At 64.3% G+C, this 15,905-nt stretch carries 13 protein-coding genes and 1 pseudogene; 13 read left to right on the forward strand and 1 reads right to left on the reverse strand.

Features of this window, described 5'->3' with window-relative positions; genetic code table 11:
* Window positions 1-22 precede the first annotated feature (22 nt).
* The 5 genes and pseudogenes from HBO05_RS26780 to HBO05_RS26795 all read left to right on the forward strand — a co-directional run bounded on the left by HBO05_RS26780 (window position 23) and on the right by HBO05_RS26795 (window position 5,236).
* The gene (locus tag HBO05_RS26780; RefSeq protein ID WP_172314697.1) at window positions 23-1,411 is read left to right on the forward strand and encodes an amidase; all 1,389 of its coding nucleotides are present in this window, start codon (window positions 23-25) and stop codon (window positions 1,409-1,411) included.
* 95 nt (window positions 1,412-1,506) lie between these two features.
* The gene (locus HBO05_RS26785; RefSeq protein WP_262381466.1) at window positions 1,507-2,859 is read left to right on the forward strand and encodes a citrate-proton symporter; all 1,353 of its coding nucleotides are present in this window, start codon (window positions 1,507-1,509) and stop codon (window positions 2,857-2,859) included.
* Window positions 2,860-2,893: 34 nt separating this feature from the next.
* Window positions 2,894-2,983: pseudogene (locus tag HBO05_RS29490) on the forward strand (outer membrane lipoprotein carrier protein LolA); the annotation flags it as partial.
* A gap of 23 nt (window positions 2,984-3,006) precedes the next feature.
* Window positions 3,007-4,353, forward strand: coding sequence for an OprD family outer membrane porin (locus tag HBO05_RS26790; protein WP_172314699.1), 1,347 nt, complete (start codon window positions 3,007-3,009; stop codon window positions 4,351-4,353).
* 187 nt (window positions 4,354-4,540) lie between these two features.
* Window positions 4,541-5,236, forward strand: a complete 696-nt coding sequence (locus tag HBO05_RS26795; RefSeq protein WP_169956850.1) for an alpha/beta fold hydrolase — start codon at window positions 4,541-4,543, stop codon at window positions 5,234-5,236.
* Here the strand turns inward: HBO05_RS26795 and HBO05_RS26800 are convergent.
* Complete coding sequence (locus HBO05_RS26800; RefSeq protein WP_169956851.1) at window positions 5,233-6,138, reverse strand: LysR family transcriptional regulator; 906 nt, start codon at window positions 6,136-6,138, stop codon at window positions 5,233-5,235. The genes HBO05_RS26795 and HBO05_RS26800 overlap by 4 nt on opposite strands.
* Before the next feature lie 293 nt (window positions 6,139-6,431).
* Here HBO05_RS26800 and HBO05_RS26805 point away from each other — a divergent pair, with 293 nt between their 5' ends.
* From HBO05_RS26805 to HBO05_RS26840, 8 genes are all read left to right on the forward strand, one after another.
* The gene (locus HBO05_RS26805; RefSeq protein ID WP_057441603.1) at window positions 6,432-7,199 is read left to right on the forward strand and encodes an FCD domain-containing protein; all 768 of its coding nucleotides are present in this window, start codon (window positions 6,432-6,434) and stop codon (window positions 7,197-7,199) included.
* 208 nt (window positions 7,200-7,407) lie between these two features.
* Window positions 7,408-8,610: an ABC transporter substrate-binding protein gene (locus tag HBO05_RS26810; RefSeq protein ID WP_169956852.1), complete on the forward strand. Its 1,203-nt coding sequence runs from the start codon at window positions 7,408-7,410 to the stop codon at window positions 8,608-8,610.
* Window positions 8,611-8,678: 68 nt separating this feature from the next.
* Window positions 8,679-9,539, forward strand: coding sequence for a branched-chain amino acid ABC transporter permease (locus tag HBO05_RS26815; protein ID WP_169956854.1), 861 nt, complete (start codon window positions 8,679-8,681; stop codon window positions 9,537-9,539).
* 1 nt (window position 9,540) lies between these two features.
* Entirely contained in the window at window positions 9,541-10,551 is a 1,011-nt protein-coding gene (locus HBO05_RS26820) for a branched-chain amino acid ABC transporter permease (RefSeq protein ID WP_169956855.1), read from the forward strand.
* Complete coding sequence (locus tag HBO05_RS26825; protein ID WP_169956856.1) at window positions 10,548-11,297, forward strand: ABC transporter ATP-binding protein; 750 nt, start codon at window positions 10,548-10,550, stop codon at window positions 11,295-11,297. Before HBO05_RS26820 ends, HBO05_RS26825 begins: the two co-directional genes overlap by 4 nt.
* On the forward strand, window positions 11,297-11,992 hold the full coding sequence (locus HBO05_RS26830) for an ABC transporter ATP-binding protein (protein ID WP_169956857.1): 696 nt from the start codon (window positions 11,297-11,299) through the stop codon (window positions 11,990-11,992). Before HBO05_RS26825 ends, HBO05_RS26830 begins: the two co-directional genes overlap by 1 nt.
* 13 nt (window positions 11,993-12,005) lie before the next feature.
* Entirely contained in the window at window positions 12,006-13,277 is a 1,272-nt protein-coding gene (locus HBO05_RS26835) for a Zn-dependent hydrolase (protein ID WP_169956858.1), read from the forward strand.
* Window positions 13,274-14,677 (forward strand): amidase, encoded by a 1,404-nt coding sequence (locus tag HBO05_RS26840; RefSeq protein ID WP_172314701.1) that lies wholly within the window; start codon window positions 13,274-13,276, stop codon window positions 14,675-14,677. Before HBO05_RS26835 ends, HBO05_RS26840 begins: the two co-directional genes overlap by 4 nt.
* Window positions 14,678-15,905: the final 1,228 nt, after the last annotated feature.

A 15,905-nucleotide genomic window follows, 5' to 3' on the forward strand; every position in this document is an offset into this window, starting at 1 on the left:
GCCCATCACCAGGAAGCGCTCAATGACCGATCTTCACGACCTCACGGCCACGCAATTGCTGGCGCAGTTCGCCAGCCGCCAGCTCTCCCCCATCGACTACTACGACCACCTGCTGGGCCATATCGACCGCTGGGAGCCGCAGATCCGCGCGCTGTACGCCTTCGATCCACAGCAGGTACGCCGGCAAGCCCAGGCCGCCACCGAGCGCTGGAACAAAGGCCAGCCCAATGGCGTGCTCGATGGTGTGCCCGTGACCATCAAGGAACTGATAGCCACCGAAGGCACGCCGATTCCCCTCGGCAGCGCCGCCACCCGCCTGACCCCGGCCCTCAGGGACGCCCCGCCCGCCGCGCGGATGCGCGAAGCCGGGGCGATTGTGCTGGCCAAGACCACTGTCCCGGATTTCGGCATGCTCTCCTCCGGCCTGTCGAGCTTCCATGGCATCACCCGCAACCCGTGGAACACCGCCAACAACACCGGCGGTTCCAGCTCGGGGGCTGGCGCGGCGGCCGCCGCCGGTTACGGGCCGTTGCATATCGGCACCGATATCGGCGGCTCGGTGCGCCTGCCCGCCGCCTGGTGTGGCCTGGTGGGGTTCAAGCCGACCCTGGGGCGCATCCCGATCGACCCGTACTACACCGGCCGCACCGCCGGGCCGATGACCCGCACGGTGGACGACTGCGTCTTGATGATGCAGCACCTGGCCCGCCCCGACGCCCGCGACGCCACCAGCCTGCCGCCGCTCACAAGCGAGTGGAGCAACCAGCCGCTGTCGGTCAGGGGCCTGCGGGTCGGGCTGATGCTCGAGCCAGGTGCCGGCCTGCAACCGGAAGGTTTCGTGTGTGAGGCGGTGGAGCACGCCGCGCGCCTGTTCGAAGCCCATGGCGCCAGGGTCACGCTGATCCCGCCGATCATGGACCGCGCCCAGCTCGACGGCCTCGACCAGTTCTGGCGCGCCCGGCAATGGGGCGACTTGTCGGCCTTGAGCAGCGAGCAGTTCGATAAAGTCTTGCCGTACATCCGCGACTGGGCCGCCCCTGGTGCCGACATCAGCGGCGTACAGGCGGTGCAGGGGTTCAACCAGACCTTCGAGATGCGCCGCCGCGCCGCCCAGGCCTTCAGCGACCTGGACCTGATCCTGTCGCCCACCAACCAGGTCAACGCGTTCCCCGCCCAATGGCCATCGCCGAGCAATAACCCGCAATTGCCGTTCGAACACATCGTGTTCACCGTGCCCTGGAACATGGGCGAGCAACCGGCGCTGTCGATCAACTGTGGTTACGCCGCCGATGGCATGCCCATCGGCCTGCAGATGATCGCCCCCCGCTTTGCCGATATCTGGCTGCTGCAAATCGCAAAAACCTATGAGAGCTGGCGTGGCGCAATCCACCAATGGCCGAACCCGAACTGACCTTGACGCTGTAACTGAACTGCCCACCCACACGCCCGCTCCCCGGCCACAAGGCCGGGGCCTGGGCGACCTATAACTAAAACCGAGGGGCTGGTATGCACACTGAACAATTGACTCGCGAGGGTCCCGAGTACACACCCGAAACGCCATCGCCGGACGCCGGCCGCAAGAGCATCTTTGCCGTGGTGCTGGGCAATGCCGTGGAGTTTTTCGACTTTGGGGTCTACGCGACCTTCGCGGTGATGATCGGCCACACGTTTTTCCCGTCCGACAGCGCCTTCGTCAGCTTGATGCTCTCGGTCACCGCCTTTGGCATCGGCTTTATCGTGCGGCCCCTGGGCGCGGTGCTGATTGGCGCCTACGCCGACCGCGTCGGGCGCAAGCCGGCGATGTTGCTGACCCTGGTGATGATGGCGGTGGGCACCGGCAGTATTGCGATATTGCCCGGCTACGAGACCATCGGGATTGCCGCGCCGATCCTGCTGGTGGTCACCCGCATGATCCAGGGCCTGGCCTGGGGCGGTGAAGCCGGCCCCGCCACCACCTATATCCTGGAAGCCGCGCCAGCGCACAAACGCGGCACCTACGCCTGTTGGCAAGTGGTGGCCCAGGGTGTCGCCGCCATGGCCGCAGGGCTGGTGGGTTATACCCTGACCAAAGTGATGTCCCCCGAAGACCTCAACAGCTGGGGCTGGCGCGTGCCGTTCGTGTTTGGCCTGCTGGTGTTGCCGATTGGAATCTATATCCGCCGTAACCTGGCCGAGACCTTCCACGGCCAGGGCGAAACCACCAGCACCGGCGATCTGGTGCGCGAAGTCTGCGGCAAGCATCGGCGCGCGCTGGTCCTGGGTTTGCTGATCCTCTCGGGCAGCACCATCACCCAGTACTTCCTCAACTACATGACCACCTTTGCCCTGACAGAGCTGAAGTTGCCCACCAGTATTTCCATGCTCTCGACCCTGGTGGCCGGCGCGGCCATGGCGGTGTGCGCGGTGGCCGGCGGCATGTTGTGCGACCGTTTCGGGCGCCGGGTGATCCTGATGACGCCCCGGGTGGTGCTGTTGCTGATCCTGTTCCCGGCCTTGCAATTGATGACCGAACACCCCAGCCCGTCGACCTTCCTCCTGACCCTGGCAGTGCTCTCGGGCCTGCATGGCATGAGCGGCGCGGCGTTGATCGTGCTGTTGGTGGAGAGCTTCCCCAAATCCGTGCGCTCCACCGGTTTCTCCATCGTCTACGCCTTTGGTGTGGCGGCGTTTGGCGGCACTGCGCAGATCATCATCACCTGGTTGATCGGCACCACGGGCGACCCGATGTCACCGGTGTGGTACCTGCTGATCGCCAACCTGGTGTGCCTCACCGCTGCCTGGTTCGCCAAGGAAACCCGGCCCGTGCTGCCCGGCACCCCGGCCCGCGAAACCCGGCTCACAGAAGCCCCGGTTCGCTGAACAGCGCGTATGCACTCTTCATGTAGGAGCGAGCTTGCTCGCGAAGACCGTCAACGATAACGCGCGCATTCTGGATGCACGCGGCGGTCTCCGGCTTTTCGCGAGCAAGCTCGCTCCTACAGTTTCTTCTTTGTGTGGGGATTAACCATGTATCCACGTCTTTTCCTGGCCGCCACCCTGGCGACCGGCGCCCAGGCTTATGCGCAAGAAAACGCCCAGGCCAGTGCCCCCGGCTTTATCGAGGGCAGCAGCCTGGACCTGAACCTGCGTCACTACTATTCCAACCAGCACACCCAGCGCAGCACCTACCTGAGCATCAAGAAACCCGGTGGCATCGAACGCACCCGCGTGCGCGAAACCTGGGTGCAGACCGCCATGCTCAAATACAGCTCCGGCTACACCCAGGGTGTGATTGGCGTGGGGGTGGATGTCGGCGTATTCAGTGCGGTCAACCTGCAGCGCGGGCATGGCAAGGTGGCCAATGGCGGCGACCGCGTGCTGGTGGACAGCGACGGCGATGCGATCCCGACCTGGAGCCGGCTGGGGGTGGGCGATGTGCGGTTGCGCCTGTCCAATACCGAGCTCAAGGCCGGGCGCCTGATGACCGACAACCCGATCCTGCGCTACAAGGACAACCGCGCCCTGCCCTCCAGCTTCCAGGGCGTGGGCCTGTACAGCAACGAACTGGACTGGCTGTCGATCCAGGGCGGCAGTTTCGACCGGGCCATCCCGCGCACCGGCACCGGCGCCGAGCGCCTGACCACCACCTTCGGCAACCGCGCCTACAGCGGCGCGCGCATCAGTTACCTGGGGGCCACGCTCAAGCCGGGCTACGGCCTGGAAGCCAGCCTCTACGGCTCGCGCTTCGAGGACATGTGGGACCAGTACTACCTGGGGCTGACCCATCGCATCGGCGACAAAAACACGCTCGCCCTCAAGACCGCCCTGCACTACTACCACACCGAGGACTCCGGCCAGCAGCGCCTGGGCTACATCGACAACGACGCCGCCAGCCTGGCCGTGACTGCCAACCACCAGGCCCACAGCCTGACCCTGGCCTGGCAACAGGTGTTCGGCAACGAGTACTTCGACTATGTGTGGGAGTCCACCGGCAACTACATGGCCAACTCGCTGTACTCGGACTACAACGGCCCCAACGAAAAATCCTGGCAACTGCGCTACGACCTTGACCTGGCCGCCTACGGCGTGCCCGGCCTGACCGCCAGCCTGTGGCACGCCAAGGGCTGGGGCATCGACGGCACGCACTACGAGGGTGATCGCAACGGCCACAACACCGGCTACAACGTGCGCGGGCTGGACAACGCCAAGCACAACGAAAACGGCTTGATGCTGGCGTATGTGGTGCAATCGGGGAAGTTGAAAAACTCGGTCCTGCGCACCATCGTCTACAACCACCGCGCCAGTGGCGGGCAGATTGACGGCAGCTATGACGAATTCAGGATCGTCGGCAATTTCCCCATCAACCTGTTCTGACACCCGCCCGTCGGCATCAGCAGTTGCCGACGGGTAAAATTCAGAATTCTTACACCCTACATGCGACTGCTCCGGCATTGGCTCGCCGCCGCCCTTGGTAAAAAGCCTGTTCCCTATGGACGGTTACCCAGGAACGCGGATGAAACCTTTGAAAGCAGCAGCGCTTTGCCTCATCAGTGGATGGATGATGCTCTTGAGTTCTCCCGGCCATGCCGCGGCGCCCGGTATCGAATGGTTGGTGGATTGCCCGCGCCTGCCCGGGCGGGCGCTTGACCAGGAGGTGGTGGCGCGTACCCAGTGCGGCATTGTCACCGTGCCGCTGGACCACCAGGCCCCTGACGCACGCACCTACCGCCTGACCCTCACCCGGGTCGGTGCCCAGCAGCCCCTGGAGCGCCGGGGCGTGATCTTCGCGCGACCGGCCACGGCCCAGGCGAATTTGCATGGGGTGTTCGCGGTGCATCTGGCAACCGTCTGGAAGTACTACAACACCGAGGCATACCGCACGCTGACGCGCCTCTACGACGTCGTTGAACTAAGCCCGCGCAAGGGCGTGGCCAATGAACAATCGGCGTGGGACATGGAGTTCGTGCGCCAGCAACTGGGGGAGCAACGCGTCAGCTTCCTGGGCATCGCCCAGGGCAATCTGTTGGGTGCCGAGTACGCCCAATTGTTTGCCGACCGTGTCGAGCGCATGGTGCTGATCGAGCCCGACGCAAGCACCGCCCAGGCATCCGACACGCTGCCCGCCACCCTGCGGCTCAAGGGCCCCTATCTACAGAGCACCACCACCGATGCCAGCCAGTGCGTGAACCGCTGGGCCGGCATCTACCTGGCCCAGGGCAGACAGCCGCCGTCGTCGACCCGTTGCCTGGCCGATTAGTCCACCAGCGCGCAACGCTGCATGGCGCTGGCCAGCATGTCCTGGCATTTGAGGACCGCCACCGAGCGCGGTCGGTTGCGGTAGCCGCACAGGTCAATGCGAATCCGCCCCAGGTGCTCATCGGCAATCGGCACCGCCACCAGGCCATCACCCAGGTCGCGGGCATCGGCATCCACCTGGGGCAGGATCAAGACCGCCGCCCGTTGCCGGGCCAGGCTTTTCTGCACTTCCAGGGAGCTGGTGGTAAACACCGGCTGGATCGTCACCCCACGCTTTTTCGCCGCCGCCTCCAAGGCCTGGCGCACGCCGTACGCCGAGTCGGGAATGGCCAGGGGCTGGCCTTCAAGCTCGCGCAACTCAATGCTGTCGCGCTGGGCAAACGGGTGTTCGGCGCTGACCAGTACGCGGTGCCACAACTCGCATTGCGCGGTGACTTCCACATCGGCCCGCTCCTGCAGATAGAACGCCAGGCCCAGGTCGGCCTCGCCACTGCACAGTGCATCCAGAGTGGCCGAGGCGCTGGCGATCACGATATTGAACGTGACCTTGGGGTGCGCCCGGTAGAACGCCGCGAGTACCGGCGCCAGTACCGTGGAAACGATACTTTCTGACACATGAATGCTGATGTTACCCGCCACCTGGCTTTGCCGGCTGGCGATCACATCGCGCACCTGATCGAGGCCGCGCAGGGTACTGGTGACCTGCTCGGCCAGGCACTCGCCCTCTACCGTCAGGCGGATACCGCGCGGGCCGCGCTCAATCAGCGCGGCGCCAAAGAAGTGCTCCAGGTGTTCGATCTGCCGGCTGACGGCAGTGGGCGTGACGTACAAACGCTCGGCCGCCTTACGCAACGAGGCGCAGCGCGCCACCTCGTGAAAATACCGCAAGGCTCGTAATTGCATGCTCGGGTGCTCCTGCACAAAGACTGGAGCACCAAGGCACGCAATTACTGCGCCAGGCTCAAGGTTCATGAACGCTGCACATCAACTGTGGGAGCGGGCTTGCTCGCGAAGGCGGTGGGTCAGTGATGGGTATGTCGGCTGATACACCGCATTCGCGAGCAAGCCCGCTCCCACATGGGCCCCTGGACGTGATTTACGACCTGTTTTCACTGAAAACGACCCCCGCCGTTGACGCCCCGCCCCAACCCCTATTAAGTGCTATTTATCCGCATTAATACGATAAATAGAAAACCATGCTCAGCCGCCCCCTGCGACGCAAACGCCAGAAGCTTTCCGATGTGATTGTCGAGTCGGTCAAGCGCTCGATCGTCACCGATGCCTTGAAGCCCGGCGACCGCTTGCCCACCGAGCGCGAGCTGATGGAGAGCTTCCAGTGCTCCAAGGGCTCGGCCCGCGAAGCGCTCAAGGCCCTGGAGGTCGAAGGCCTGGTCAGCACCCGCACCGGCCCAACCGGTGGCGCGTACCTGAACCAGGCCGGCACGGAGCCGGCCAGCCGTGCCTTGCGCAACTACCTGCACTTCCAGCACCTGGATGGCGAGCAGGTGTACCAGTTGCGCAAAGTGATCGAGGTGGAGCTGGCCGTGTCGGTGCTGGGGCGCCTGAGCGAAGACGACTATCGCGCCCTGCAAGACAACGTGGACTTTTGCAGCGCCCCGGAAGACAGCGAAGCCGGCCAGCGTGAGCAACGCCTGGCGGAACTGGAGTTCCACAATTTGCTGGCCAGGGCCTGCCCCAACCCGCTGCTGAGTTTCATGGCGCAGTTCCTCAACGACCTGCTGCGCGACCTGGTGGTGCTGAAAAAGGCCTACAAGCCCAAGCGCAAGCAGTTCGACGCGGCCAACCTGGACTATCACAAGCAACTGTTGAGCGCGTTTCGTGCCAACGATGAAGCGGCCGTGCGCAGCCTGATGCATGAACACATGTGCGACGCCGAACACCACATGACCGCGCTGGAAGGCCAGGTCAGCCCACACTTTTTGCTGGAGTTCGACCACTCCTGAACACACCACAAATCCCTGTAGGAGCTGGCTTGCCTGCGATAGCGGTCGGTCAGGCAAGTTTTCTCAACTGATCAACCGCTATCGCAGGCAAGCCAGCTCCTACAGTTTCGACCGTGTTTGACTTCAATAAAAAAGGCCTGCCCACAGGCCGTGCTCCACCGTATCGCCATTGCCACTCCTGCCAATAACTAAACCAGGGAGTCACCCCATGCAGCGTCGTACGTTGTTGAAAGCCAGCCTCACCGCCGCCGCCGCGCTCAGCCTTCCGCTGAGCGTGCGCGGGGCATTCGCCGCCGAACCGTTTACCTTTTACGGCCTCAAGTCCATGTCTGGCGCCTTTGCCAGCTATGGCAAGTTTGCCGACATGGGCTCACGCCTGGCCGTGGCGCAGTACCCCGAGCTCCTCGGGCGCCCACTGAACTACAAGGTGATCGACACCGAAGGCAACGCCGGCAAGGCGGTGCGCAAGGTCCAGGAGGCGATTGGCCAGGACGGCGCGCGGTTCTTCCAGGGCTGCACCCTGTCGTCCTCGGCGCTGGCGGTGGCCAAGGAAGTCGATAAGGTTGGCGGGGTGTTCATGACCCCGGTAGGCGCCGATGAAGTCACCGGCAAGGACTGCAACGGCGCGACCTTCCGCTGGTCGGTGCCCACCTATGGCGCGATCCGCGAAACCCTGGTGCCGCTGATCAAGCTGCTGCCCGAGGCCAAGCGCTGGTACACCATCACCCCGCAATACGTGTTCGGCGAAGCGTTGCTCGAAGGCGCCAAGAGCGTGCTGGCCGAAAGCGGCCTGGAGCACGTGGGCAACAGCTATCACTCATTGCAGGAACAGGAATTCTCCGGCTACCTGACCAACGCCATCGCCGCCCGGCCCGATGTGCTGGTGTTGCTGAATTTCGGCAGCCAGTCCTCCAACACCCTGCGCCAGGCCGTCAACTTCGGTATCAAGGAGCGCATGAAAGTGCTGCTGGTGTGGTCCGCAGGCCTCGACCAGTTCCAGGAACTGGGCAGCGATGTGCTCGAAGGCGTGTACCTCGGCGCGCAGTACTGGCACCAGGTCGACACCCCGCTCAACCGCGAACTGGTCAAGCTGACCCAGGCCAAGTACGGGATCAACCCCACCTACCCGCTGGCCGCCGACTACATCAGCACCAAGGTCATGCTCGACACCATCAAGGCCACCGGCAGCTTCGACGGCCCCACCGTGGCCAAGGCCATGCAGGGCCTGAGCTACGACGGCCCGACCGGCAAGGAAACGATCCGCGCCGGCGACCACCAGGTGATCAAGGATTACTACCTGCTGGTGGGCAAGGCCACGGGCGACATGGCCGACAAGGATGACCTGGCCAAAGTCCTCAGCGCCGGCCAGTCGTTCCCACCGGTAGAAGCCACGGGCTGCAAGCTCGGCTGATCCGCCCACTTTCACCGGTAACACACGACAGGGCCGTTGACCGCGGCCGCCTGTTGGAGGATTCCTGCATGCTCAATCTTTACCTGTTCCAGATTCTCAACGGCCTGGGCCTGGGGATGATCTACTTTCTGATTGCGGTCGGGCTGACGATCATTTTCGGCCTGTTGAACTTCGTCAACTTCGCCCACGGCGCGTTCTTTTTGCTGGGCGCGTACATCTGCTACACCGTCGTCAGCCTCACCGAAAGCTTCTGGCTGGCCCTGCTGATCGCGCCGCTGGTGGTGGCCGCGCTGGCGTGGCTGATCGAGCGATTATTGATCCAGCGCATCTACCACCTGCCGCACATGTTCCAGATCCTCGTGACCCTGGGCATTGCGTTGATCATCCAGGAAGCCAGCGTGATGATCTGGGGCCCGGTGGGCAAGAGCGTCGCCGTGCCGGAACTGCTGCGCGGGGTACTGGTGGTCGGCGACTTCGTGTACCCCTACTACCGCCTGTTTTTGATTGTGTTCTCGGGGCTGGTGGGCCTGGGCCTGTGGCTGCTGCTGGAGCGCACGCGCTTTGGCGCCCTGGTGCGGGCCGGCAGTGAAAGCACCGAGACGGTATCCCTGCTGGGCACCAATATTTTCCGCCTGTTCTCCATGACCTTCGCCCTTGGCGTGGCCCTGGCCGGGATCGCCGGGGTGCTGTTTGCCCCGTTGCGCGGTGCCCAGCCCTTTGTCGGCCCGGAGATCCTCGGCATCGCCTTCGTGGTGGTGGTGATCGGCGGCATGGGTTCGTTCGGCGGCGCCCTGGTGGGCGGCCTGCTGGTGGGCGTGGTGCAGAGCCTGATGACCACCCTGTGGCCCCAAGGCGCGAGCCTGATGATCTACGGCGCCATGGCCGTGGTGATTCTGGTACGCCCTTATGGCCTGTTTGGGAGAGCTTGAGATGAGTGAGAAAAACCCCCTGCCGTTCGCCAAGACCCAATCCAGGGCCATGTTGCTGTGGGTGCTGGCGGTGTTGATCGGCCTGCCGTTGATCCTGCCCTCGGCGACCCTGGCCACCGAGATCCTGATCTTTGCCCTCGCCGCCCTGGCCTGCAACCTGTTGCTGGGCTACACCGGGCTGCTGTCGTTCGGCCAAGGCATCTTCTTCGGCGCCGGTGCCTATTGCGCCGCCTTGCTGATGATCCACCTGCAACTGGGCCTGTTCAGCGCGCTGCTCGGCGCGGCCCTGGTCGGCGGGTTCCTGGCCTTCCTGGTGGGCGCCCTGGCGATCCGCCGCACCGGCATCTACTTCGTGATGCTGACCTTGGCCTTCAGCCAGATGGCCTACTTCCTGGCCTACACCCTGAGCGACTGGACCGGCGGCGACAACGGCCTGCTCAGTGTGCCACGCCCGGAAATCCGCATCGGTGACACGGTGCTGCTGTCCCTGGCCGACGCCCGGGTGTTCTATGGCTTTGTCGCGGTGCTGTTCCTGCTGATCTTTATCGGCGCACGCCGGGTCATCGCGTCACCGTTCGGCAGCACGCTGATGGCGATCCGCGAAAACGAAACCCGCGCCTCGGCCATCGGCTACGACACGCGCCACTTCAAGATCCTGGTGTTTGTGCTGTCTGGCGCGGTCACCGGGATTGCCGGGGCGCTGTACGCCATGCTCCTGCACTTTGTGCCGCTGTCCAATATCGACCTGGTGATGTCGGAGAACATCCTGATCATGACCATCGTCGGCGGCACCGGCTCGCTGTTCGGCTCATTGCTGGGCGCCGGCTCCATTGTGCTGCTGGGGGACTTTCTCTCCGACCTGTGGCCACGCTGGCTGATGCTGCTGGGGGTGATCCTGATCCTGGTGGTGATCTTTATGCGCGGAGGCTTGTGGGGCGGCCTGTCGGCGCTGTTCGAACGTGTGCGTGGCAGCCGCAAGGCCGCCGCCGTGACCAAGGAGGAGCTGCTATGAGCATCCTGTTGGAAACCAAAGACCTGGAACTGGCCTACGGCGCCTTCCATGCCGTCAACGGCGTCAATCTCAAGGTCGAGGCCGGTACCATCCACACCATCATCGGCCCCAACGGTGCCGGCAAGACCAGCCTGTTTCACTGCCTGACCGGCGAGCGCCAGGCCACCGCAGGCGCAATCCACTTCGACGGCCAGAACCTGATGCGCAAACCGGCCCACGGCCGTGTGGGCCTGGGCATGGCCCGTTCGTTCCAGCTCACCAGCCTGTTCCAGAACCTCAGCGTGCGCGAAAACCTGCGCCTGGCCGCCCAGGGCCGTGACGGCGCACGGGCCCTGAACTTCTGGCGGCGGGTGGATAGCCAGCGCGAACACCTGGAGATGGCCGACCAGGTCCTGGAGCGCCTGCAACTCACCGCCCGCGCCGAGACCCTGGCCGGTGAACTGTCCCACGGCCAGCAACGGGTGCTGGAGGTGGGCATGTCGATCTGCTCCAAGCCCAAGCTGTTGATGCTCGACGAGCCCACTTCGGGCATGGGCATCGACGACATCCCGATCATGACCCAACTGATCAGCGACCTGGGCCGTGACCATACGGTGCTGCTGATCGAGCACAACATGAGCATCGTCATGTCCATCAGCCAACGCATCACGGTGATGAGCCACGGGCAGATCCTGGTCGAAGGCACACCGGAATTCGTGCGCGCCGACGAACGCGTACGCACTGCTTACCTGGGAGAGGCCGCCTGATGCTGACCGTCGACAATATCCATTCCTACTACGACAAGAGCCACGTCCTGGAGGGCGTGTCCCTGACCGTCAACCCCGGCGAACTGGTGACCCTGCTCGGCCGTAACGGCGCCGGCAAGACCACCACCCTGCGCAGCATCCTGGGGATTATCTGCCCGCGCCAGGGGCAGATTCACTTCAACGGCAAACCGCTGGTGGGGCAGAAAATCTTTGAAATTGCCCGCCAGGGCCTGGCGCTGGTGCCGGAGAACCGCGGGATCTTCCGCCTGCTCACGGTGGAAGAAAACCTGCGCATCGCCGTGCGCAAGACCAGCCGTTGGCAGATGGAGGACGTGTACGCGATGTTCCCGCGCCTCAAGGAGCGGCGCAAAAACGCCGGCCATGCGTTGTCCGGGGGCGAACAACAGATGCTGGCCATCGCCCGCGCCCTGCTCAACGATCCCAAGCTGCTGATCCTCGACGAACCCACCGAAGGCCTGGCCCCGGTGATCGTCGACGAACTGGTGAAGATCCTGCGCAAGATCAAGGAGGACGGCCTGCCGGTGTTGCTGGTGGAGCAGAACCTGTTGGTCTGCGACAAGCTTGCCGACCGCCACTACGTGCTCGAACAGGGCCGCGTGGTCTACGAAGGCAGCGCCGAGGCCTTTCGCGCCGACCCGACGATCAAGAACCGCTACCTGGCCCTGAGTGCCTGACCGGAGACTGCTGATGAATAGTTTTGCGCAACCGCTCAAGAGCAACGCCCCGCTGATCAACCGCGACCGCCTGTGGCAGTCGCTGATGGACCTGGCCCAACTCGGCGCCACGGCCAAGGGCGGCGTGTGCCGCCTGGCCCTGACCGACCTCGACCGCCAGGCCCGCGACCTGTTTGTGCAGTGGTGTACGGCGGCCGGGTGCAGCGTCACTGTGGATGCGATCGGCAATATTTTTGCCCGCCGCGCCGGACTTAACCCGGACCTGCCACCGGTGATGACCGGCAGCCATATCGACACCCAGCCCACCGGCGGCAAGTTCGACGGCTGCTATGGGGTGATGGCCGGCCTGGAAGTGATCCGCACCCTGAATGACTTGCAGATCCAGACCCAAGCGCCGATTGAAGTGGTGGTGTGGACCAACGAAGAAGGCTCGCGCTTCCCGCCGTGCATGATGGGTTCGGGAGTGTTTGCCGGCAAATTCGACCTGCAGGAGACCCTCGACAAGCAGGACGAGCAAGGCCTGTCGGTGGGCGCCGAGTTGCAGCGCATTGGCTACGCCGGCCCGCGCGCGGTACTCGGGCACCCGGTGGGCGCCTATTTCGAGGCGCATATCGAGCAGGGCCCGGTGCTGGAAGATCAGGCCATCACCCTTGGCGTGGTCATGGGCTGCCTGGGCCAGAAGTGGTTCGACCTGACGTTCACCGGCGTCGAGGCCCACGCCGGCCCCACGCCCATGCGCCTGCGCAAGGATGCTTTGGTGGGTGCCGCGCAGGTGGTCAGCGCGGTCAACCGCATTGCCCATCAACAGCAACCTCACGCCTGCGGCACGGTCGGCTGCCTGACCCTGCATCCGGGCTCGCGCAACGTGATCCCAGGCCAAGTGCAGATGACCATCGACCTGCGCCACCTGCATGCCGACAAGCTGCAGGCCATGGTCGATGAAGTGCGCCAGGTGATCGAGGCCACAGCCCAGCAGCATGGCTTGAGCTATGAACTGACGCCCACCGCCGACTTCCCGCCGCTGGACTTTCATCCCACCTGCGTCAACGCCGTGCGCGATGCCGCCCAGGTGCTGGGCCTGAGCCACATGGACATTGTCAGCGGCGCCGGGCACGACGCAATTTTTGTCGCTGAACTGGGCCCGGCCGGGATGATTTTTGTGCCGTGCGAAGGCGGCATCAGCCACAACGAAATCGAAAATGCCGCGCCGGATGATTTGGCCGCCGGCTGCGCGGTGTTGCTGCGGGCCATGGTCAACGCAGCCCAGGGAGGTCCCGCGGCATGACTGATATCGCCAACCTGACGGCCGTGCAACTGCTGGCACGCTACCGCGATAAAAGCCTGTCGCCGGTGGAAGTGACCGAAGACACGTTGCTGCGTATCGAGCGCTACAACCCGGCGGTCAACGCGTACTGCCACGTCGATCCCGAAGGCGCTTTGAACGCCGCGCGGGCCTCGGAACAGCGCTGGTTCAAGGGCCAACCCTGCGGTGCGCTGGACGGGGTGCCAGCGTCGATCAAGGATTTGACCCTGACGGCAGGCATGCCCACGCGCAAGGGCTCACGCACCTCATCCGCCACCGGGCCGTGGGACGTCGATGCGCCTTTTTCGGCGTTTATGCGCAAGGCCGGTGCAGTGTTGCTGGGCAAGACCACCACCCCGGAATTCGGCTGGAAAGGCGTGACCGACAACCCGCTGTACGGCATCACCCGCAACCCCTGGGACACGCGCACCACGGCCGGTGGTTCGTCCGGCGGCGCGGGCGCGGCGGCGGCGCTGAACCTTGGCGTATTGCACCAGGGCAGCGATGCCGGCGGCTCGATCCGCATTCCCTGCGCCTTTACCGGCACCTTCGGGATCAAGCCGACCTTTGGCTACGTGCCGCAATGGCCGGCCAGCTCGATGACGATCCTCTCGCACCTGGGCCCGATGACCCGCACCGTGGAAGATGCCGTGCTGATGCTACAAACCGTGGCCCAACCGGACGCCCGTGACGGCCTGATCGGCGCGCCGCGCAACACGCCATGGCTCACGCCGGGCACGGACCTCAAGGGCCTGCGCATCGCCTACAGCCCTGATTTTGGCTACGTGGACGTCGACCCGCAGGTGGCCAAGGTGGTCGCGCAGGCAGTCGCGGGCCTGGTGCAACTCGGGGCGCATGTGGAACAGATCGACCCGGGGTTCAGCGACCCGCTGGAGGTGTTCAACACCCTGTGGTTCGCCGGCGCGGCGCGCCTGACCGGGCAGTTTAGCGGCGCCCAGTGCGACCTGCTCGACCCCGGCCTGCTGCGCATTGCGCAACAGGGCGAACGCCTCAGCCTGGGCGACTTCAACGCGGCCCTGGAAGCCCGGGCGGCATTGGTGGCGCGCATGGCGGCGTTCCATGAGCACTACGACCTACTGGTCTCGCCGATGCTGCCGATCACCGCTTTTGACGCCGGGCATAACGTGCCACCGGGCTCTGGGCTGGGCGAATGGATGGAGTGGACGCCGTTCAGCTATCCGTTCAACCTCACCCAGCAGCCGGCGGCCTCGGTGCCGTGCGGGTTGGCGGCCAATGGATTGCCGGTGGGCTTGCATGTGGTGGGTGCGCGGTTTGCCGATGAGCAGGTGTTGCGGGTGTGCCAGGTATACGCCCAGGCATTCCCGACCCAGCACTTGCAGGCGCCGAAAGACTTGGGCTGACTCCCAAGCAAATGGGGGGGCTGGCTTGGCTGCGATGCGCATGGGTATCTACACAATTTTTTGATGGTTCTTGGGGTTGTGTACATATCCGTTGCTGCGGTCACGGCCACTTAGGGTTCCGCTCTTACAGCGGCTCACTTTTGAAGAGCGCAAAAGTAAGCAAAACGCTCTTGCCCCACCACTCGGTGCCTCGCCTAGGCTCGGCATGCCCGCAGTCAGGCATTGCTCCGTGGGCCCGCCGCGATCGGCCATCCATGGCCGTGTCGCGGCTACCCCGGCATCCTGCCGGGGTGCCCACTGCGCAATACCTGCCTGCGGCCATCGTGGTTTGACGGGGCGCCTGAGATCAAAAGCCAGATCAAAAGCAGGGCAACAGCAAAGCCAGAGCGCGAAGCTGCATTCCCCTGTAGGAGCTGGCTTGCCTGCGATGGCGGTATATCAGTCGATGAATCTGTTGGCAGACCTACCGTCATCGCAGGCAAGCCAGCTCCTACAGGGTACGCGTACGCCTCGACGATCAGGTCGGCTGTCAGGCCGCCTCGCTTTGCTTGTGATTTTGATCTTAAGCGCCCCGTCAAACCACGCTGGCCGTCATCCGATATTGATTTGGGGGGTAACCCGGCATCCTGCCGGGGTGCCCACTGCGCAATACCTGCCTGCGGCCATCGTGGTTTGACGGGGCGCCTGAGATCAAAAGCCAGATCAAAAGCAGGGCAACAGCAAAGCCAGAGCGCGAAGCTGCATTCCCCTGTAGGAGCGGGCTTGCCTGCGATGGCGGTGTATCAGTCGATGAATCTGTTGGCAGACCTGCCGTCATCGCGGGCAAGCCCGCTCCTACAGGGGTACGTGCACGCTTCGATAACCAGGTCGGCTGTCAGGCCGCCTCGCTTTGCTTGTGATTTTGATCTTAAGCGCCCCGTTAAACCACGCTGGCCGTCATCCGATATTGATTTGGGGGGTAACCCGGCAGGACGCCGGGTTAGCCGCGCTGGGCCAGGGATGGCCCATCGCGGCGGCCCCCCAAATCAATGTCGGATGACGGGCACACCGAGCCTAGGCGAGGTGCCGAGTGGTGGGGCAAGAGCCCTTTGCTTACTTTGGGGCTTTTCCAAAGTGAGCCGCCGTAAGGGCGGAACCCTAAGTGGCCATGACCGCAGCAACGGATATGTACACACACCCAAACGTGCGAGCGGCGTAGATACTCATGCCCATTGCAGCCAAGCCAAGC

Source organism: Pseudomonas sp. WS 5079 (genome assembly GCF_012985465.1).
Lineage (GTDB): Bacteria > Pseudomonadota > Gammaproteobacteria > Pseudomonadales > Pseudomonadaceae > Aquipseudomonas.